This is a genomic window from Streptomyces sp. NPDC048172 (assembly GCF_043202595.1).
Lineage (GTDB): Bacteria > Actinomycetota > Actinomycetes > Streptomycetales > Streptomycetaceae > Streptomyces.
Genome location: NZ_JBIDAT010000006.1, coordinates 609,258 through 628,330, shown reverse-complemented (window position 1 = coordinate 628,330; position 19,073 = coordinate 609,258). Strand labels below are relative to the sequence as shown.

19 protein-coding genes are annotated in these 19,073 nt (G+C 70.9%); 17 read left to right on the top strand and 2 right to left on the bottom strand.

The features are described 5' to 3' along the window. Nucleotides 1-11 precede the first annotated feature (11 nt). From ACGF3A_RS28595 to ACGF3A_RS28575, 5 genes are all read left to right on the top strand, one after another. On the top strand, nucleotides 12-206 hold the full coding sequence (locus ACGF3A_RS28595) for a ferredoxin (RefSeq protein WP_393733400.1): 195 nt from the start codon (nucleotides 12-14) through the stop codon (nucleotides 204-206). 59 nt (nucleotides 207-265) lie between these two features. Beyond that, nucleotides 266-1,222, top strand: coding sequence for a GlxA family transcriptional regulator (locus tag ACGF3A_RS28590; protein ID WP_393733221.1), 957 nt, complete (start codon nucleotides 266-268; stop codon nucleotides 1,220-1,222). A gap of 95 nt (nucleotides 1,223-1,317) precedes the next feature. Beyond that, nucleotides 1,318-2,319 carry a type I glyceraldehyde-3-phosphate dehydrogenase gene (gap, locus tag ACGF3A_RS28585; RefSeq protein WP_393733220.1) on the top strand — a complete coding sequence of 334 codons (1,002 nt, stop codon included), beginning with the start codon at nucleotides 1,318-1,320 and terminating at the stop codon, nucleotides 2,317-2,319. A gap of 116 nt (nucleotides 2,320-2,435) precedes the next feature. Beyond that, nucleotides 2,436-2,783 (top strand): hypothetical protein, encoded by a 348-nt coding sequence (locus ACGF3A_RS28580; protein ID WP_393733219.1) that lies wholly within the window; start codon nucleotides 2,436-2,438, stop codon nucleotides 2,781-2,783. 13 nt (nucleotides 2,784-2,796) lie between these two features. Then, a complete protein-coding gene (locus ACGF3A_RS28575; protein WP_393733218.1) occupies nucleotides 2,797-5,100 on the top strand; it encodes a protein phosphatase 2C domain-containing protein in 2,304 nt (767 codons plus the stop codon). Nucleotides 5,101-5,139: 39 nt separating this feature from the next. Here ACGF3A_RS28575 and ACGF3A_RS28570 read toward each other — a convergent pair whose 3' ends face one another. Together ACGF3A_RS28570 and ACGF3A_RS28565 are read right to left on the bottom strand one after the other, a co-directional pair. Beyond that, entirely contained in the window at nucleotides 5,140-5,478 is a 339-nt protein-coding gene (locus ACGF3A_RS28570; RefSeq protein WP_393733217.1) for an Lsr2 family protein, read from the bottom strand. Nucleotides 5,479-5,726: 248 nt separating this feature from the next. After that, the gene (locus tag ACGF3A_RS28565; protein ID WP_393733216.1) at nucleotides 5,727-6,548 is read right to left on the bottom strand and encodes an SAM-dependent methyltransferase; all 822 of its coding nucleotides are present in this window, start codon (nucleotides 6,546-6,548) and stop codon (nucleotides 5,727-5,729) included. A gap of 532 nt (nucleotides 6,549-7,080) precedes the next feature. On the opposite strand from ACGF3A_RS28565, the gene ACGF3A_RS28560 reads away from it, so the two are divergent. The 12 genes from ACGF3A_RS28560 (at nucleotide 7,081) to ACGF3A_RS28505 (ending at nucleotide 19,067) form a co-directional block, all read left to right on the top strand. Further along, nucleotides 7,081-7,707, top strand: coding sequence for a bacterial transcriptional activator domain-containing protein (locus ACGF3A_RS28560; protein ID WP_393733215.1), 627 nt, complete (start codon nucleotides 7,081-7,083; stop codon nucleotides 7,705-7,707). A 101-nt stretch (nucleotides 7,708-7,808) separates the two neighbouring features. Next, nucleotides 7,809-8,015 carry a hypothetical protein gene (locus tag ACGF3A_RS28555; protein ID WP_393733214.1) on the top strand — a complete coding sequence of 69 codons (207 nt, stop codon included), beginning with the start codon at nucleotides 7,809-7,811 and terminating at the stop codon, nucleotides 8,013-8,015. A gap of 52 nt (nucleotides 8,016-8,067) precedes the next feature. Continuing rightward, nucleotides 8,068-9,384: a hypothetical protein gene (locus tag ACGF3A_RS28550; protein WP_393733213.1), complete on the top strand. Its 1,317-nt coding sequence runs from the start codon at nucleotides 8,068-8,070 to the stop codon at nucleotides 9,382-9,384. Between the two features lie 25 nt (nucleotides 9,385-9,409). After that, the gene (locus ACGF3A_RS28545) at nucleotides 9,410-11,227 is read left to right on the top strand and encodes a phage tail sheath family protein (protein ID WP_393733212.1); all 1,818 of its coding nucleotides are present in this window, start codon (nucleotides 9,410-9,412) and stop codon (nucleotides 11,225-11,227) included. Nucleotides 11,228-11,237: 10 nt separating this feature from the next. Then, nucleotides 11,238-13,619: a phage tail sheath family protein gene (locus tag ACGF3A_RS28540; RefSeq protein WP_393733211.1), complete on the top strand. Its 2,382-nt coding sequence runs from the start codon at nucleotides 11,238-11,240 to the stop codon at nucleotides 13,617-13,619. A gap of 15 nt (nucleotides 13,620-13,634) precedes the next feature. Beyond that, complete coding sequence (locus ACGF3A_RS28535) at nucleotides 13,635-14,096, top strand: phage tail protein (RefSeq protein ID WP_393733210.1); 462 nt, start codon at nucleotides 13,635-13,637, stop codon at nucleotides 14,094-14,096. Continuing rightward, on the top strand, nucleotides 14,096-14,869 hold the full coding sequence (locus tag ACGF3A_RS28530) for a hypothetical protein (RefSeq protein ID WP_393733209.1): 774 nt from the start codon (nucleotides 14,096-14,098) through the stop codon (nucleotides 14,867-14,869). Before ACGF3A_RS28535 ends, ACGF3A_RS28530 begins: the two co-directional genes overlap by 1 nt. Beyond that, complete coding sequence (locus ACGF3A_RS28525) at nucleotides 14,803-15,039, top strand: DUF6760 family protein (RefSeq protein ID WP_393733399.1); 237 nt, start codon at nucleotides 14,803-14,805, stop codon at nucleotides 15,037-15,039. The genes ACGF3A_RS28530 and ACGF3A_RS28525 overlap by 67 nt, the downstream gene beginning before the upstream one ends. Before the next feature lie 72 nt (nucleotides 15,040-15,111). Then, a complete protein-coding gene (locus ACGF3A_RS28520) occupies nucleotides 15,112-17,031 on the top strand; it encodes a hypothetical protein (protein ID WP_393733208.1) in 1,920 nt (639 codons plus the stop codon). Nucleotides 17,032-17,052: 21 nt separating this feature from the next. Then, nucleotides 17,053-17,628: a hypothetical protein gene (locus tag ACGF3A_RS28515; protein WP_393733207.1), complete on the top strand. Its 576-nt coding sequence runs from the start codon at nucleotides 17,053-17,055 to the stop codon at nucleotides 17,626-17,628. Further along, entirely contained in the window at nucleotides 17,628-17,939 is a 312-nt protein-coding gene (locus ACGF3A_RS28510) for a LysM peptidoglycan-binding domain-containing protein (protein WP_393733206.1), read from the top strand. Before ACGF3A_RS28515 ends, ACGF3A_RS28510 begins: the two co-directional genes overlap by 1 nt. Next, nucleotides 17,940-19,067 (top strand): phage late control D family protein, encoded by a 1,128-nt coding sequence (locus ACGF3A_RS28505; RefSeq protein ID WP_393733205.1) that lies wholly within the window; start codon nucleotides 17,940-17,942, stop codon nucleotides 19,065-19,067. It begins immediately after the preceding gene. Nucleotides 19,068-19,073: the final 6 nt, after the last annotated feature.

The following is a 19,073-nucleotide window of genomic DNA, read 5'->3' as shown; positions in this document are numbered from 1 at the left end:
AGAGAGCGGCCGTGAAGGTGACCATCGATCAGGACAAGTGCGTCGGGTCCGGGCAGTGCGTGCTGACCGCGGACGACGTGTTCGACCAGCGTGACGAGGACGGGACGGTGACCCTGCTGACCGACCGGCCACCGGCGCACCGGGCGGCCGACGTACGGTACGCAGCGGAGGGCTGCCCCTCGCAGGCCATCAGCGTCGAGGAGTGAACCGGGCCGGGCCGCCTGAGCGAGTCCGGGGGACGTCGGCGGGACCGTAACCTCGTGCTGTGCCAGCCTCCCGCCTGCATCGCGTCGCCGTCCTCGTGCTCGACGGTGCGAAGCCGCTCGACGTCGGAATCCCCGCGCAGGTCTTCACGACCCGCGCGAGCATGCCGTACGAGGTACGGGTGTGCGGAGCGGCCCCCGGCCCCGTGACCGGCGGCGACGGTCTCGCGTACGCCGTCGCCCACGGCCTCGACGCGCTCGCGTGGGCGGACATCGTCTTCGTCCCCGGCTACCGGTTCCCGGACCGCGACGAGCCGCCGCGGGCCGTCGTCGAGGCACTGACCGCCGCCCACGACCGGGGCGCCCGGCTCGCCGCCATCTCGACCGGCGCCTTCGCGCTCGCCGCCACGGGCCTGCTCGACGGCAGGCGCGCCACGACGCACTGGCACTACACGCGGGCACTCGCGGCCCGGTATCCGCGCGTCCGGGTCGACGAGAACGTGCTCTTCGTCGACGAGGGCAGCGTGCTCACCTCGGCCGGCGCGGCCTCCGGCATCGACCTGTGCCTGCACATCCTGCGCGGCGACCTCGGGGTGGCCGCGTCCCACCACGCGGCCCGGCGCCTGGTCGCCGCTCCCTACCGCAGTGGCGGCCAGGCCCAGTACGTACCGCGCAGCGTCCCCGAGCCGCTCGGCGAGCGGTTCGCCGCCACCCGCGAGTGGGCGCTGCACCGGCTCGGCGACCCCCTCACCCTCGACACGCTGGCGCGGCAGGCCGAGGTCTCGCCGCGCACGTTCTCCCGGCGCTTCGTCGAGGAGACCGGCTGCACGCCGATGCAGTGGGTGCTGCGCGCCCGTATCGACCTCGCCCGCGAACTGCTCGAACGCTCGCAGCGTGGCGTCGAGCAGATCGCCGCCGACGTCGGGCTCGGCACCGGCGCGAACCTGCGCCTGCACTTCCAGCGCATCCTCGGCACCACGCCGGTCGAGTACCGGCGGACCTTCACCCGGGGCGAGTGACGCGTGGCGGGATCCTTTTGAACCATGGCGATCACGCCACTGTCCGCGGCGCGGGCCGCGCGCGAGCCTGGTGGCGAAGGGAAGGGAGATCACCCATGACTCGTATCGCCATCAACGGATTTGGCCGCATCGGACGCAACGCCCTGCGCGCGCTGCTGGAGCGCGGCAGCGGTAGTGCCCTGGAGGTCGTCGCCGTCAACGACCTGACGGAGCCCGCCGCTCTCGCCCGGCTGCTCGCCTACGACAGCACGGCCGGCCGCCTCGGGCGCCCGGTGACCGTCGACGGGGACGTCCTCGTGGTCGACGGCCGCCGGATCACGGCGCTGGCCGAGCGCGATCCGGCGCGGCTGCCGTGGGCCGAGCTCGGCGTCGACCTCGTCCTGGAGGCCACCGGCCGCTTCACCTCCGCCGAGGCCGCCCGCGCCCACCTCGCGGCGGGCGCGAAGAGGGTGCTCGTCAGCGCGCCCTCGGACGGCGCCGACGTGACGCTCGCGTACGGGTTCAACTCCGGCACCTACGACCCGGCCCGGCACACGGTCGTCTCGAACGCCTCCTGCACCACCAACGCGCTCGCGCCGCTGGCCGCGGTCCTCGACGAACTCGCGGGAATCGAGCACGGGTTCATGACGACGGTGCACGCCTACACCCAGGAGCAGAACCTGCAGGACGGCCCGCACCGCGACGCCCGTCGCGCCCGGGCAGCGGGCGTCAACATCGTGCCGACCACGACCGGCGCGGCCAAGGCCATCGGCCTGGTGCTGCCCGGCCTCGACGGCAAGCTGTCGGGCGACTCGATCCGCGTACCGGTGCCGGTGGGCTCGATCGTCGAGCTGAACACGACCGTCGCCCGCGACGTGACGCGCGACGACGTGCTGGCGGCGTACCGCGCCGCGGCGGAGGGGCCGCTCGCCGGGATCCTGGAGTACTCGGAGGACCCGCTCGTGTCCTCCGACATCACGGGCAACCCCGCCTCGGCGATCTTCGACTCGGCCCTCACCCGCGTCGAGGGCCGTCACGTGAAGGTGGTCGCGTGGTACGACAACGAGTGGGGCTTCTCGAACCGCGTGGTCGACACGCTCGAACTCCTCGCCGACTGAGCCCCAGCTGAGCCCTCGCTGAGCCCTCGCTGAGCCCCCGCGTGTGAACTGCCGCCTCCCTTGGGTGAGTTGCCCTTACGATGGGCCACGCGTGTTCATCCGGGGGGAGCAGACTCATGAACATTTCGGTGACCGCCGCATCGGATTCCGCGGAGGCCGAGCTGCGTTCCTTCTTTCTCTGGCTTCGCGATGATCCGTACGTCCGGCGGAACGCGCGCGTCGAGATGTCGGGCGGGCAGCCGTCGGAGGGCCGGATGGGCTCGGCGCTCGACGCCGTCCAACTCGTGCTCGACAGCGGCTTCCAGCTCGGCAATCTCGCCCTGGCCTGGCTCGCCTGGCGGTCCACGCGCCCGGCCCCGCAGGAGATCACCTTCGAGCGGGACGGCGTGCGGGTGACCCTTTCCGGCCAGGACGCCGAGGCCGCCCAGCGGCTGCTCGCCGCTCTCGACCGCCGTGACCCATGAGCGCGTCGACCTCGTGAGCGCGTCGAGCTCGCCCGGCAGATCCGCCGCCGTGCTGATGGGCGTGAGCACGTACGAGCATCTGGACGACCTGCCGGGCGTCAGGGGCAGCGCGACGGATCTCGCCGCGCAGCTGTGCGACCCGGCGATCTGGGGCCTGCCCGCCGACCGGTGCCATCTGGTGATGGAGCCGGACAGCCCGACCGCCGCGTTCGCGCCGCTGCGGGCGCTCGGGGGCAGCGGCCTCGACACCCTCGACACCCTTGTCGTGTACTACGCGGGCCACGGCCTGATCGATCCGCTCAAGGGGGACCTCTGGCTGGGCCTCCCGGGCTCCGTGACCGGCAGGCCCGACACCTGCGTTCCCTACGAGTGGCTGCGTCAGGAACTCCTCGGCCTGCGCGTCGAGCGGCGCATCGTCATCCTCGACTGCTGCTACAGCGGGCGCGCCCTGGGCCTGATGGGCGGCGCCCAGGCGGCCGTGGCCAACGGAGCCGTGGTCGAGGGGACGTACCTCATCGCGTCGGCGGGTGAATCCGCCCAGGCCCTGGCCCCGCCGGGGGCCCGGCACACGGCCTTCACCGGCGAACTGATCAGCCTCCTCGCCCGGGGTGTGCCGGACGGGCCCGAGCTGTTCCACCTGGACGCGGTCTTCCAGCACCTCTCCGAGGCCCTGCGCGCCAGGTCCTGTCCGGAGCCGCAGAAACGGGTGCGCAACACGGCCGGGCAGCTGCCCCTCTTCCGCAACCGCGCGTACGTCCCGCGCGGTCCGGGGCATCTCCTGTCGGACCGCTACGAGCTGGGCCCGCCGCTGCGCGGCGACTCACTGACGGACACCTACCGGGCTGTCGACACCGCGCTCGACCGGCCGGTGAGGATCAAGCTCATGAAGCCCGAGGCGGCCGCCGACTCCTGGCTGTCCGACGGCTTCCGCAGCCGCGCCAAGTCCCGGGCGGCGCTGAGGCATCCACGGGTGGCCTCGCTCCACGACATCGGCATGGCGGTGCGGCAGGGGGTCCACTGCCCGTATCTGGTGACCGAGGACATCACCGATCCGCCGCTGACCGCCCTGGTGAAGGACCATCTGCCCCATCCCGCATGGGTGATCCAGGTGGTGTCCGAGCTGCTCGGCGTGCTCGAACACGCCCATGGCCTCGGTGTCTTCGGCTGGCACATCGACCTGGAGAGCATCGCGTTCACCGCGGACAACCACATCAAGGTCGTGGACCTCGACGACGCCCCCGACGGGCGCGGCGATCTCCTCGCGGCGGGCGGTCTGCTCCACGAACTCCTCACCGGCCACCCGCCCCTGACGCAGTCGGTCCCGCGGCAGATGAGCCCGCCCTCCGCCGAACTGTGGTACGTGTCGGACGCGGTCGACGGCGTGGTGCTGAAGGCTCTGGCCAACGACCCCGCCGACCGCTATCAGAGCGCCGCCGAGATGTGGCAGGCCGTCGAAGGGCTGCGGGGACGGGAGACGCGCCCCGCCTCCGGCCCCGGGTTCGTGGAGCCGCGCTCCCTCTCCATGCACTCCGCGGCCGGTTCCCACGCGGGCCTCGTCCGAAAACAGAACCAGGACTCCGGATACGCGGGCCCGCGCCTTCTCGCCCTCGCCGACGGCATCGAGGGCCGGGCCGCCGGTGAGGTCGCGAGCTCCGAGGTCATCGCCACCCTGGTCTCCCTCGACGACGACGTCCCCGGCTCGGACCTCCTCACCACGCTCGGCGCCGCCGCGCAGCGTGCCAACGACCAGCTCCGCATGATGGCCGAGGAGGACCCTCGGCTCGAAGGCATGGGAACCACGCTCACCGCCCTGCTCTGGACCGGCACGCGACTGGGGCTCCTGCACATCGGGAACTCCCGTGCGTACCTCCTGCGGGACGGCGCCCTGACCCAGATCACCCAGGACCACACCTGGGCGCGGCAACTCGCCGACGAGGGCCGGATCACCGAGGCGGAGATCCTCGACCACCCGCAGCGCTCGGCGCTCAGGCGCGCGCTCGGCGACGAGGACCATGTCGAGCCTGACCTCGCCATCCGCGAGGTCAGGGCCGGCGACCGCTACCTGGTCTGCACCGCCGGACTCTTCTCCGCCTTCTCCGAGGAGCAATTGGAGGACGCCCTGGCGAGCTACCAGCCCCCGCAGGAGACCGTCCAGGAGCTGGTGCGACTCGCCTTGCGTGGCGGCGGCCCCGACAACATCACCTGCATCGTCGCCGACATCATCGATGTCGCTGTCGGCGACACCGGGGCAGGGCAGTTCGACACCACCCCTGTCGTCGTCGGAGCGGTCGCCGAATCCCAGGGGCCGACCGGTTGAAGCCCCTCCCGCGGGGGAGGGGCTTTCGCGCGGTACGGGCTAGGCGCTGGCCTTCTCGTACGCTTCGCGGATATTCGCGGGAACCCGGCCCCGGTCGTTCACCTCGTAGCCGTGTTCCTTGGCCCAGGTGCGAATCCTGGCGGTGTCCTCACTGCTGCCCTGCGACTTCCTCGGCGCCTGTGCGGCGCCGCGGCTCCGCTTCTGCCGCCTGCCGGCGTTCAGGAACGGGTTCAGAGCTTCCATGAGCTTGTCGTAGGAATCAGGGGAAAGGTCGATTTCGTACGGGACCCCGTCGACGACCAGGCTGTGCGTCTGCGCGTCCTCGGACTCCTCGCCCGTGAGGTCGTCGGTGACGATGGTGACTACTTTCTGCGCCATGAAGGTCCTTCAGTCCGAGGCGGTGTGCTGATGGACGCAGATGCTAGGGTTCCGGTACGAAGAATGCAAAGTTAATGCCCGGTCCCGGTCCTGGCGCTCAATTCCTTGGACCGCGCGCTCGGCAAATCCTGTCGCGCGCCGCCACAGGGCGGGAAAAGCTCCATGGAATTCCCGTTGCCGAATTGAGGTGTACCCGCAGGGTTTCCCTGGGTCACCTCGGTGGAATTGTCCGGCGGAGCGCCCGCGGGTCAGTGCTTTATGCCGACCCCCGCCCAGACGCCGGCCTCGGCCGCGGTGACGGTGCCCGGCTGATGCGGGATCGCGTCATTGTCCAGGTCCATGCGCCATTCGCTGGTCGGCACGATGCCCGGGTCCATGAGTTCCATGCCCTCGAAGAAGTCGGCGGTCTCCTGACGGGTCGCCAGCCGGGTGGGGGTGACGGATCTGCTGTACTGCTCGGCCAGTGCGGCCATCTGCCCGTCGTCCAGGTCGATCGCGGCGTGCGAGAAGATCAGGGCGCTGCCCGGTGCCAGGGGAGCGGTCAGGCGCCGCATCAGGCCGTACGGGTCGTCCTCCTTCGGGATGAAGTGGAACAGCGCGACGGCCGAGAGCGCGAGGGGCCGGGAGAGGTCCAGGGTCTTGCGGGCGTACTCCAGGATCCGGTCCGGTTCGCGGACGTCGGCCTCGATGTAGGCGGTGTCCCCTTCGGGGGTGCTGTTCATCAGGGCACGGGCGTGTGCGAGAACGATCGGGTCGTTGTCGGAGTAGACCACCCGCGCCCGGGGATTCACGTCCTGGACGACCTGGTGCAGGTTCGGCTCGGTGGGGATGCCGGTCCCGATGTCCAGGAACTGGTCGATCCCGGTCTCCTTCGCCACGTACCGCGAGGCACGGTGCATGAACCCCCGGTTCTGCCGCGCGGCCACCATGGCGTGCGGGTTGGCGTTCAGGGCCTGGAGCGCTGCTTCCCGGTCGATGGCGTAGTTGGTCTTCCCGCCCAGGAAGTAGTCGTAGCAGCGCGCCGTGTGCGGCTTCGTCCCGTGCTCGAACTCGACCTCGATCTCGTCCATCCACCATCCCTCGCAACGCCATCTCCCCGACCGGGCCCGGGAGTTAACGATCTACGACCCCGCCGGATGCGTCAACCGGACGGCCCCGGGAAATGCTCCGTGGTCGCGGCCATCGCACCGCTCCCGCGAAATGCCAGAGTGTTCATTGGGCGCACTGCTTTCAATCTTGGGGTCTGTTCATTGGGTTCCCGGGGCACTCCCGGTACAGTCGTCCGAGCCAGTGGTGACTCACTGGTTCGTATCACCGATCTTCGGGACACGGGTACCGGTGCATGCGGGGGGTTTGGTGTCTGACTCGAAGCTCAGTCTTAAACTGCTTGGTGTTCCGACGCTCATTTCGGATGACGATCCTGTGGCTCTGTCACCAAGCGCCACCATGCTGTGTGCGTATCTCGCGCTCGCGCCGGACGGGGGCCGTCTCCGATCGGTCGCGGCCGCTCAGTTGTTCGCGGACTGTTCGGAACCGACCGCGCGGCGTCGTCTCAACACCGCCGTGTGGCGCCTCAGGTCGGAGGTCCGGTCGAGCCTCGGCGTGGATCTCGTCGCCAGCAACGGCGACCGTAACGTCGGCCTGAGTTCGGCGGTGGAGATCGCGATCGACACCAGGATCTTCGAGGAGCTCGTCTCGCTGGTCCTGGACGTCACCGCGGCCGACATGACCGAGGCGGACGCCGCGCGGCTGGAGCACGCGATCTCGCTGCACTGCGGAAAGCTGCTCGAACCGTGCGACGACGAGTGGGTGCTGTCCGCGCGGAACCGGATCGAGAACCTCTACCTCACGGCCCTCGACTACCTGCTCCAGTACAGCGGCTCGCGCGGCAAGGTCGACGCCGTCGCCAGGTACGGCGAACTCGCGCTCTGCCTGGAGCCCTTGCGCGAGGACGTGCACCGCCACCTCATGAGCGCCTACGGGGCCGCGGGGCGGGACGACCTCGTGGAGCGGCAGTTCGAGCGTTGCCGCATGGTGCTGCTCGAAGAGCTCGGTGCCGATCCCATGCCGGAGACGATCGCGCTGTACGCACGTCTCACGCGCAACGAGCGCGGCCGGTCGGCGAACGTCGCGGCCCTCGTCGCCGAGCTGGAGCGGGCGCGCCGCGAGGTGGGGCGGCTCGCGGAGATCGTCGACCGCGCGATCGACCGGCTCGGCTCCCTGTCCTGACCGACCGCGTGGCCCGGTGGTGACCGCGCCACGGCCCGCCCGTGACAGCCCCGTGAGCCCGCCGGGCCAGCCTGACTCCGAGAGGAGTGACGGTCCTGGTGGTGACTGCATGGAGGCACCGATTCCTCATCGATGTGTGGGCGGAGCCGCGGGAGGTGGAGACGCTGCCGGCCGTGATCCGGGCGAGGGTGCAGGACATGGCCACCGACGAGGAGTACTACGTGGGCTCGTTCGCCGAACTGGAGCGGATCGTCGACGCGCGGCTCGACGCCGAGGGCATCACTCCCCGGCGTTGGGAACGTCCGTGATCCGCGCGGCGGCCGGCCCGGTGCGGACCGAGCGGGGTTGAGGAGAACGCGCATGCCGAGTGCGATGGTGCACGCTTTTGACCAAGCATGGTCGTCCTCGAACCCGAACCTGCTCGACAGCTCCGTCTCCGACTTCAGGAAGCAGGGGACGGGAAGCCTCCGGCTCGTGGCCCGCTCCGGCGCGCCCGGCGCCCCCGGCGCCCCCGGCGCGGCCGGGACGGCCGTCAGCTACGTCCCGGCGACCCCGCTGGACCTGCGCGCCTTCGACGAGCTGCGGCTGTGGACGTACGCGTCCCGCGCCGCCGACGGCACTCCGCGCGCGCCGTTCCTGCTCGAACTGTCCTATCTGGACGCCGCCGACACCCCCGGTGAGGAGCACCGGTGGCTGGTCCCGGTCAACAGCAGGCGTACGTGGGAACAGCACCGCTTCGGCATCGCAGGCGACCGGCGTGGCCAGATCACCGGCCTCTCGCTGCGGTGCCTGACGAACGAGACGTTCGAGATTCACCTCGACGAGCTCCTGGCCGTCGACGAGGAGCCGCTGTCCGACGTGGAGTCGGCGCTGACCGGCCTGCTCGACGGGCTGCCTCTGCCGGGCGTGGCCGCACTGCCGGCACCGGCCACCGCCGTCGGCTCCGGCACCCTCGTCGTCGGCCTCAACCGACGTCTGCACGCCGGAAACCGGATCACGGTCGACGGCACGGGCACCCACTACTCGGTGACCGCGGCGGTGCACGACGGGGCCGCCGGGACCACCACCCTCACCATCCAGCCGCCCCTGGCGGCGGCCCTCGGTCCCGGGGCGAGCATCACCGTCACCGCTCCCGTGCTGGTCCGGGAGACCCAGTTCACCCAGGCCGCGGAGACCGGCGAGCTGCCCGATCCGGTCCTGCTGCTCTCGCTGACGGACCAGCGCGAGGAGCTCGAACGGGCGTGGCACGTCCCGCAGCGTGACTCCTTCCGCGTACGGGGCGGACTGACCGTGTGCAGCCTGCGCCCGCCACCGCGCCCCGTACTCGCGGAGTACCAGATCCGGACCGTGGCGAGCGACCGCGGGCACTCGCTGGCGCTGCGCACCGAGATCATGCGGCGCCTCGGGATCGGCACCGGCCTGCGCGTCAACGGCACCGTCCTGCCCGTGCAGACGCTGGAGCCACCGCCGCTGCACTTCAGGTCCCGCGCCGTGCCCGCCCCCGTCTGCCTGCGCGTCGGTGCGCGCATCGAGCGGGGCGCGCGCGTCGAAGTGCCGTGGGTGCACCGGGGAACGGTGCTGTCCGGCCCGCTGGACGCCCCCTGGAACCCGCGCGGACCCGAGCCGCCGCCGGTGCCCGGCCCCGACGACCAGGAAGGGATCGTGCTGCGGACATGATCGTGGCAGGAAGGAATGCGTAGCGATGGCACTCCAGATTGGCGTCAACGTCACCGAGGTCGACGGCCGGGCCAGCCCCGTCCTGCAGGCCGCGCCGACATCGGTAGCGGCGTTCGCCGGACGCACCAGAAGAGGCGTGCCGAACCGGGCCGTACGCGTGACCAGCCTCGACCAGTTCGCCGCGCGGTTCGGCGGCCACCATCCCGACGGGTACCTTCCCCACGCGGTCACGGGCTTCTTCCTGAACGGCGGCCGCGAGGCGCACATCGTCCGCGTCACCGGCGCGGGCAGCGCGGCAGCCGGTGCGGTCCTCAACGACCGCGCGGGCACCCCGGCTCCCGCCCTTCGCGTCACCGCCGGACACCGCGGCGCCGCCGATCCGGGCGTCTGGGCGCACGGCTTACGGATCGACGTCCGCGACGACCCCAGGGCGACCACGACCGTCAGCACGGCGGCCACCGCCACGGCGACGGCGCTACAGCTGGCCTCCACCTCCGGCGTCGGCGTCGGCAGCGTCCTGCGCGTCGCCTCCACGACCACGCTGTTCCGCCTCGTCACCGCCGTCGACCGGACGAGCCGTACGGTCACCCTCAGCACGGCCACCGGTGAGGCGGTCGCCTCGGGCGTCGCCGTCACCAGCGCCGAGTTCCGCCTGATCGTCCGGCAGCAGGATCCCGCCACCGGCGCTTTCAACGTCGCCGAGACCTGGCCGACCCTGTCGATGCAGCCCGGCACGTCCGACTACGTCCTCGACCGCCTCAACCACCCGGTCACCGGCTCCACGCTCGTCATGGCCGCCGACCTGTCCACCGCCGCGCCCGGCGTGGACGTTCCGGCGATCGTCAGCGGGGTCGCGCTCAGCGGAGGAAGCGAGACCGCGGCGGCGGCCGGTGACCTCGTCGGCGACACCGCGGCGCGCACCGGCCTGCACGCGCTGGACACCGAGTCCGTACAGCTGCTGGCCTTGCCCGACGCGCAGCTGCTCGCCCCGGCGGGCCGGGCCCTGGTGACGCGGGGGGCGCTCGACTACGCCGCCGCCCGCGGGGACTGCGTGTACGTCGGCTCGGCGCCCGACCGCGGCGCCCCGGCGAACGTGGTCCCGAAGACGTCCTCGGACTACACCGAGACCGTCGCCCACTACACCGAGACGGTCAAGACGTACGCGGCCCAGTTCCAGGGCGCGAAGGTCTACGGCGCCCTGTACGCACCGTGGATCCTGGTCGCCGACCCGGCGGGCGCCGGTCCGGCACCGGTCCGGTTCGTGCCGCCCGACGGGCACGTCATGGGCGTCTATGCGCGCACCGAGCAGGAACGCGGCATCCACAAGGCACCGGCCGGTGACGCGGCCACGCTGCGCGGCGCGCTGTCGCTGGCGGCCGGGTTCAGCGCCGGTGAGCACGACGACCTGGTCCGCAACGGCCGGACGAACGGCATCCTGTCGCCGGGCGGGCGCACGCCCGCGGTCGCCGCGAGCCGGACGCTGTCGACCGACACGCGCTGGCAGTTCGTGAACGTCCGCCTGCTGTTCAACTTCGTCAAGTCGACCCTGCGGGACGGCCTGCGCTTCGTACGGCAGGAGCCGCACACCGAGGCGCTGCGCAAGATGGTGCGCTTCAACGTGATCACGCCGTTCCTGCTGGGGCTGTGGCGGCAGGGCGCGTTCGGCTCGGACCCGGCGGAGCAGGTGTTCACCGTCAAGTGCGACGCCGAGAACAACCCGCCCGCCGACGTGGACCAGGGCCTGTTCAAGGTCGAGGTCTACTTCTTCCCGGTCCGTCCGGCCGAGACCGTCCACATCATCGTCGGCCAGCAGCCCGGCGGCGGCTCCGCCGCGGAAGGCTAGGAGCGCACAGATGGCCATCAATCTCGGTGTCACCGTCGTGGAGGTGGACGGCAGGTCCGCGCCGACGATCACCGCCGCACCCACCTCCCTCGCGGGACTGCTCGTACGCAGCCAGCGCGGCGCGCCCAACCGGGCCGTGCGCGTCCGGGGCTTCGCCGACTTCGTCTCCGTCTTCGGCGGCTACATCCCGGGGGCCTACGGCGCGCACGCCGTGCGCGGCTTCTTCGACAACGGGGGCTCGGACGCGTTCGTCGTCCGGGTCGTCGGCGCCGGGGCGGCGCCCGCCGCCGTCACCGTCAACGACCAGGCGCCCGCTCCCGCGGCCACCCTGCGGCTGTCGGCCGGAGCCCGGGGGACACCCGATCCCGGCGCGTGGGGCAACGACCTCGCCGTCGCCGTCGAACCGCACCCGCTGGGCCAGGCCACCGTCCCCGCGCAGGCCGTCGGCGCCACCGCCGAGCCGTTCGCGCTCACCGACGGCGCCACGGCGACGTTCACCGTCACCACCCGCGGCGTCGACCAGGCCGCGACGGTGACCTTCCGCACGGCCGACTTCGCCACCATCGGCGCGGCCTCGGCGCAGGAGGTGGCCGCGGCCGTCAACCGGCAGACCACCGCCGTACGCGCCGCCGTCACCCCGGCCGGGAACGTCGCCGTGGCGGCGGTCTCCGCCGACCCCCGGACGTGGTCCCGGGTGGCCGTCGCCGCCCCGGCGAGCCTCGGGTTCACCGGGGCGAACGCCAACAGCGACGCGGCCCTGGCGGCCAACGGCACCGTCGCGGCGCTCTCCTCGGCCAGCGGCTTCCGCATCGGCTCGGCCGCGCGCTTCGCCGTACGCGGACACGTCATCGGCACGGCAGCGGTCGCCGCCACCGTCGCCGACGGCGCCGGGATCCTGGTGACGCCGGGCGGCTTCAGCGGCGAGACGATCGTCTTCCGCACCGCGGACTTCACCAACCCCGCGGCCGTCACCGTCGCCGAGGTCGCGGCTGCGGTGAACCGGCAGTCGGTCAACTTCAGCGCGGAGATCACCCACAACAACAGGCTCGCGCTGCTGTCCAACTCCGACGGCACCGGCTCCACGATCGCCGTCGCCGCACCGGCCACCGGCGGCGACGCCCGCGCTGCCCTGGGCCTGACCGGCGCCACCCCGGTCGCCGGTTCCCAGACCTTCCGAGCCCTGACCGCCGCCTCGGAGACCTACCGGCTGATCGCCTGGGGAGCGGCGCCCCCGTTCCCGGCGATGCCCGCCGCCGCCACCCGGATCTCCACGGTCGAGTTCGACCTGGTCGTCCGCCGCGGCGGCGCCGAGGTGGAGCGCTTCGGCCCGGTCAGCATGGTCGACAGCCACGACTCCTACGTGGAGGCGGTGGTCAACGACCCGCAGCGCGGCTCCGCCTTCCTGGTCGCCACCGACCTCGACAGCGCCTCAGGCGTCGGACTCGACGCGCCCGCGCCCGGGGTCTACCCGCTGACCGGGGGCAACGACGGCGCCGACCCGGCCGACACCGCGTACCTCGGTGACCCGGCGCTGCGGACCGGGCTGGAGGCGCTCAACGGCGTTCCGATCAGCCTCCTGGCCGTCCCCGAGTCCACCTCGGTGGGCGTCGTCGCGGGCGCCCTCGCGTACTGCGAACGCCGCGGCGACGCGATGTTCGTCGGGACGGTGCCCTACGGCTTCGACCGCGAAGGGGCCGCGGGCTACGCGGCGGCGCTGCGCGGGCGGAAGGTCTTCGGCGCGCTCTACGCGCCGTGGATCCAGGTCGTCAACCCCGACCCGGTCGCGGCCGTGGCGCAGCCCCTGGTGTGGGTCCCGCCGGTCGGCCAGGTGCTGGGCGTGTACGCGCGGATCGCCGACGCGCGGGGCGTGTGGAAGGCACCGGCCGGTGACGAGGCCCGGATCAACGACGCGCTCGGCGTGGAGTACGACATGACCGACGCCGACCACACCGAACTGGTACGGGGCGGTGGCGTCAACGGCATCCGCGCCCTCCCGGGCTCCGGCATCGTCGTCGACGCGTCCAGGACCCTGTCGACCGACACCCGCTGGCTGTTCGTCAACGTGCGCAGGCTCTTCAACTTCGTCAAGACGAGCCTGCGCGACGGGCTGACGTTCGTCGTCCAGGAACCCCATGACGAGACGCTGCGCAAGATGGTGCGCTTCAACGTCGTGACGCCGTTCCTGCTGGGTCTTTGGCGGCAGGGCGCGTTCGGCTCGGACCCGGCGGAGCAGGTGTTCACCGTCAAGTGCGACGCCGACAACAACTCGCCGCAGGACGTCGCGAACGGTCTGTTCACCCTTGAGGTCTTCTTCTTCCCGACCAAACCGGCGGAGGCGATTCTCATCGTCGTCGGCCAGCAGGACAGCGGTGCGTCTGCCGCCGAGGCATAGGAAAGGCAGGAACAAATGGCAGAGCTGACCTTCCAGGAGTCGTATCGCACACACGGATTCCTCGTGGAGATCGAAGGCACGCAGTGTCCCGTCACCAAGGTCACCGGCCTCAACGAGGGCATGACCGAGACCATCGAGCAGCCCGACGGCGGCTCACCGACGGTGCACAAGATCTCCAGCGGGGTCGTCAAATTCGACACGCTGGTCATCGAACGCAACATGGACGGCAGCCGCTTCGACGGTTTCTTCAAGGACTGGTTCGCCGAGATGTTCCAGCTCAACGGGAGCACCGGGAATTCGTCGGTGCGCCGCAACGGTGCCGTCATCAAGGTGGAGAACGACGAGGAGGTCCTGCGTTTCGCGTTCTACGGCGCCTGGATCAAATCGTCGAAGTTCGCCGACCTGGAGGCCGCCTCGACGAACCTGTTCAAGCAGACGATCGAGCTGGAGCACGACGGCCTGGAGCGGGTGGCGTGATGCCGGAGCCACGCCGCCGCGAGTTCGAGCTCGAACTGCCCATGGGGTACGAGGACCAGGACGGCCGCGTCCACCGGAGCGCCGTCCTGCGGAAGATGACCGGCCGCGACGAGGCCGTCATGGCCGACAAGCGCTACCGGAACAACGGCGCCAAGATGATCACCGAGCTGCTCGGCAACTGCCTCGTCCGGCTGGGCGACCTGGAATCCCCCGGGTCGCACGTCGTCCAGCGGCTCTTCTCCGCCGACCGGCACTTCCTGCTGGTGCGGCTGCGGGAGATCACGTTCGGCCCGCAGATGCGGGCGACGTACTCGTGCGCCACCTGCCACGAGGCGACCGAGCGCACCGAGGACCTCGCCGAGCTGGAGGTGGTGCGGCTGGAGGACGGCCAACTGCCGGAGGACATGGTCGTGGAGCTCGACGACGGGTACGTCGACCGAGCTGGGAACGTCTACGACAGCATGGTGTTCCGCTACCCCGTCGGGACGGACGAGGAGCGGATCGCCTCCCAGGCGAAGGAGAACGCCTCGCGCGGGAAGAACGCGCTGCTCGCCAGGTGCCTGCGGGCGATGGGCGACATGCCGACGCCGAAGCTGGAGGCCCTCGGCTCCGCCGTGTTCGCCGACCTCACGCTGGCCGACCGGGCACGCATCGACCACGCCATGAACAACGGGGGCCCGGGAATCAAGCTGCGCCGCACGATCACCTGCGACGGCTGCGGCCGCGACTACTCGGCCTCTTTGGACATGTCGAATTTCTTGGTGGCTTCGTAGGAGAGGAGGAGCGGCTGCGCGGCGAGGTCTTCTTCCTCGCCTACCACCTGCACTGGTCGCACGACGACATTCTCGCCCTGCCGACCGAGGAGCGGTGGTTCTACACCCGGCGGCTGTCCGAACAGCTGCAGGAAGAACGTGCCGCGATCGAGAACTCCCGGAAGAGCTGAAGGACGACGATGAATCTGGACGCGCTCATCGGAGTGCTCTCCCAACTGGGGAGCACTTTGCAGCAGTCAGGCATGGCTGCCGGTGACGTCCTGCATTCGATCTTTCAGCTGCGGGACGCGCTGGACCTCGCCCGTCAGGGCTATGAGGTGACCATCAACCAACGCTTCACCAGCTATTTCACGACCCTCGACGGCCAGCTACTGAAGATCATTCGATACGCCGACGTGGCCGCCTACAAGGCGGGCGAGATCGGCCTCCTCCTGGAGACCAAGACCGGCTCGGTCGAACGCGCCCTGCCGGACCTGGAGACGGCTTTCTTCGGCACCAAGAAGAATCTCCAGCTGCTGAACGACCTCCTCGCCGGAGCCACCGGGGAGGTGCGGACCGTGTGGCGGCTGTACGGGACGTCACTGGACGAATCCAGAACGCTCATCAGAGAGCGGCTGGCGGTGTACGGCGCTTTCCTCAAGGAGGAGTTCGGCGCCAGCAAGGCCGAGGTGACCCGGGCCATCGAGAGCATGACGTTCGTCGATGCCTTCCAGAAAGCGATCAGATTCACCTGGGGTCCCAAGGGGCCGATAGCCATCGAGGCGTTCGAGGCGGCCAGCGGCAGCCCGGACTTCCACCCGGCGATGGAGACGCTCTTCGGGCCGAGCGGGAAGGTGGCCGACGCCGCCACCCAGGCCGCCGGAGGCGTGAATCTCACGTCAGCCACGGAGAACCTCGAAGAGAAGATCGAGCAGGGCGTGACCGGTGCCCTGGACAAGGCCGGTACCGCCGCCGCGGAGCACGGGGCGAAGGCGCTCGGCGAGAAGGTCTCGGCCGGCGCGACCGCACTCGGCAACGTGATGACCTCGATCCCCCAGCTCTACGGCTCGGTCACCGCGCTCGGCGAGGCGTGGAACAAGCCGCTCTCGTCCACCAAGGACTACATGGACCTGCTCGCCGCGGCCGGTGGCGTGGTCAGCCAGGCCGGTCAGGTGCTGCAGGCGTTCTCCGGGATCACGCAGATCGCCTCCGCCGCGCAGGCGGTGTTCAACGCGGTGATGGCGATGAACCCGGTGGTGCTCGTGGTGATCGCGGTCATCGCGCTGATCGCGGCGATCACGCTGCTGATCGTCTACTGGGACCAGGTCAAGGCGGCCCTGCGGGACAACCCGTGGCTGGCCGTCGCCGCCTCCCTGCTGGGGATCATCGGCATCATCATCGTGATCATCGCCTACTGGGACGAGATCAAGCTCGCCGTGCTGCGGGCGGCCAACTTCATCAGCATCCAGGCGCAGCGGATCGGCCTGTTCTTCGTCGGCGTCGGCACGCTGATCGGCCAGGTGTGGGACGTGATCACGGCGTCGGTCGCCAACGTCGGCATCTCCATCCTGAACGCGTTCATCACGGCCGGAGTGGCCATCCAGAACTTCTTCATCGGGATCATCAACTGGGTCCTGGAGCAGTACAACAAGCTCGCGGACAGCGTGATCGGCGACCTGGTCGGGCTGGAGCACGCGGACCTCGTCCCGGAGGTCGCCGTCGAGACGAAGCTGATCCCGCCGCGCGACGTGCCTACGATCGACGTGAACGCCGCCTTCGCGACCGGTCAGGTCACCGGCGGCCTGGAGACCCAGATCTCCGCGCAGGAAAAGGTCGTGGCGCAGGCGCAGCAGGAGGACCAGCAGCGCAGGGCCGCCAAGGCCGCCGCCCCGCCCCCCGCCGCGGCGCCGACGGCACCCGCCGCGCCCGCCGGACCGTCCGCCCTGCCGGCGGCCGGTGCGCGGCCGGAGCTGCCGACCGGCGCCGCTGCGGCCGCCCCCGCCGGGGCGGTCGACCAGTCGGTCCACGTGGAGGGCGGCATCACGGTCAACGTCAACGCGGAGCGGCTGGAGGCGGATTCCGCCGCGCTGCTCAGCGACGACATCATCGCCCAGCTCCAGCAGCGACTCGGCGCCCTGCGGTCCGAACAGGACTTCCGTACCGGCGCGCGGCCCTCGACGTAGGGGAGTGGGGGAGGTGAGGACATGGCAACGGCGTTGCGCAACCCGGTCCGCGGTTTCCTGGTGAGCGTGGGGCTGGACCCGGAGATCCTGGTGCAGTTCCAGTACAACCCGGCGCAGGTGTCGGACAAGCGGTCGGTCAGCTACGCGACACTCACCGCGCCCGGCATGCTCCTGCCCGTCAAGCAGTACAGCGCGGGCGGGGAGCGCTCGCTGTCGTTCACCGTCGTGGTCGACGGGCTGTTCCGGGGGCCCGCCGACGACGAGATCGACATCGCCCGCGACGAACGCGGCGGCATCGTCCCCGAACTGAACAAGTACCGCGCCTTCACCTACCCGCAGACCGAGCGGTGGCCGGACGCCGACGGCATGCCGGACGGGTTCACCGGGCTGTACGCCGGTGCCGGGACGGTGTTCACCGCGCCGCCGCCCTGCCGGTTCGGCTTCGGCGAGCGCGTCGTCGACTGCGTGGTCACGGACCTGCAGATCACCGAGAAGCTCTACAACCCCGACCTCGACCCGGTCCGCGCCGAGGTCCAGGTGACCTGCGTGGAGCTGACCCCCTACAACCCCGACGCCGCCGCTGGAGGTGCGTTCTGATGCCCGTGCCGCGAGGATCCCGCTTCACCGGGCTGCCCGTGTTCGAGGTCACGGCGCCGGACGGCACCCGCCGCCACGTCGTCGGCCTGCGACTGACGGCCACGGCCGCCGCCGGTGAGCGTACGCACCAGGTGCGCCAGGGCGAGGCGGTGGACCTGATCGCCCGCCGCCACCTCGGCGACGAGCAGCTGTGGTGGCGGCTGCTGGACGCCAACCCGCTGCGGTACCCGCTCGACCTGACGCCCGGGGAGCAGCTGCGGCTGCCCGTGCCGGGCCAGGTGACCCGCGCGAACCGGGCGAGGAGCTTCTAGATGGCCGCGCCCGTACGGCCCGCCAGGGTGCCGTACTTCTCCGTGGTCATCGAGGGCCAGGACATCACGCCCTGGGTCACCTCCGTGCAGGTCGTCGAGGACGACCGGATGGCGGACAGCATGACGGTGACGGTCGACGACCCCCGGATGATCTACGCGGACGCGCTGATGGAGGGCTGCGTGGCCGAGATCGACCTCGGCTACGCGGAACCGGACCAGCACGCCCTGGTGCTGCGGGCGCTGATCACCAAGGTCGAGCTGTCCTACCCCGAGAGCGGCGTGCCCCAGCTGAAGATCAAGGGCGAGGACAAGTCCATCGAGATGGGCCTGGCCGAGAAGAAGAAGAACTGGACCAGGACGACCGTCAACGCGGTCGTCAGGAAGATCGGCCAGCCCTACCGCTTCGCCGACGTGGTCGCAGGACTGAACCCGGATCCGAAGGTCAGGCAGGAGAACCAGGATGCCAAGACGGATCTGGCCTTCCTGCAGGACCTCGCGAAGAAGTACCAGGCCAAGTGCTTCGTGGAGCTCGACGAGAAGGGGAAGGAGGTCCTGTACTTCATCCCCGACCGGCGGATCCTGCACCTGAACCGGGCCGACAAGCTCGTGCTGCGCTACCGGCAGGGCCCCGGCAGCAACCTGCTCTCCTTCAGCCCGAGTTTCGACGCCGGATTCATCGACCGGGTCAAGGAGGTCCACGACCTCGACGAGGGCGGCCAGCAGGTCGGTACGCCGCCGCCCCCGCCGGTGGAGGTCTTCATCTGGGAGCTCGCCCCGGACGTGTCGAGCCGCGCCAGCCGCGCCGACATGGACCGCATCGACGCGCTGTACCGGGTGGGCGTGCGGGCCAGGGAGAAGCTGCAGCAGGAGCTGGCCAAGCCCAAGCCGAAGACCGGCGCGGTCGCGGGCACCCAGCAGCAGCTGGACGACAAGGCCGGTGCGCTGGAGTCCCGTCGGCTGGGGATGTCGGCGACCGGCACGACCGTCGGCTCGATCTGGATGCGGGCCAAGTGCAACGTCACCATCGCCGGGGTGCACGAGCGCTTCGCGGGCGACTGGTACCTCACCAGCGTCACCCACACGCTCGAAAGCTCCGGCTACAAGACCGACTTCAAGGCCGTGCGATGAGGGGGC

Coding starts and splice junctions, on each gene's coding strand:
- ACGF3A_RS28535 (WP_393733210.1), top strand. CDS start 13,635: ATGGCAGAGCTGACCTTCCAGGAGTCGTATCGCACACACGGATTCCTC.
- ACGF3A_RS28580 (WP_393733219.1), top strand. CDS start 2,436: ATGAACATTTCGGTGACCGCCGCATCGGATTCCGCGGAGGCCGAGCTG.
- ACGF3A_RS28545 (WP_393733212.1), top strand. CDS start 9,410: ATGGCACTCCAGATTGGCGTCAACGTCACCGAGGTCGACGGCCGGGCC.
- ACGF3A_RS28550 (WP_393733213.1), top strand. CDS start 8,068: ATGCCGAGTGCGATGGTGCACGCTTTTGACCAAGCATGGTCGTCCTCG.
- ACGF3A_RS28570 (WP_393733217.1), bottom strand. CDS start 5,478: ATGGCGCAGAAAGTAGTCACCATCGTCACCGACGACCTCACGGGCGAG.
- ACGF3A_RS28505 (WP_393733205.1), top strand. CDS start 17,940: ATGGCCGCGCCCGTACGGCCCGCCAGGGTGCCGTACTTCTCCGTGGTC.
- gap (WP_393733220.1), top strand. CDS start 1,318: ATGACTCGTATCGCCATCAACGGATTTGGCCGCATCGGACGCAACGCC.
- ACGF3A_RS28515 (WP_393733207.1), top strand. CDS start 17,053: ATGGCAACGGCGTTGCGCAACCCGGTCCGCGGTTTCCTGGTGAGCGTG.
- ACGF3A_RS28540 (WP_393733211.1), top strand. CDS start 11,238: ATGGCCATCAATCTCGGTGTCACCGTCGTGGAGGTGGACGGCAGGTCC.
- ACGF3A_RS28520 (WP_393733208.1), top strand. CDS start 15,112: ATGGCTGCCGGTGACGTCCTGCATTCGATCTTTCAGCTGCGGGACGCG.
- ACGF3A_RS28530 (WP_393733209.1), top strand. CDS start 14,096: ATGCCGGAGCCACGCCGCCGCGAGTTCGAGCTCGAACTGCCCATGGGG.
- ACGF3A_RS28510 (WP_393733206.1), top strand. CDS start 17,628: ATGCCCGTGCCGCGAGGATCCCGCTTCACCGGGCTGCCCGTGTTCGAG.
- ACGF3A_RS28565 (WP_393733216.1), bottom strand. CDS start 6,548: ATGGACGAGATCGAGGTCGAGTTCGAGCACGGGACGAAGCCGCACACG.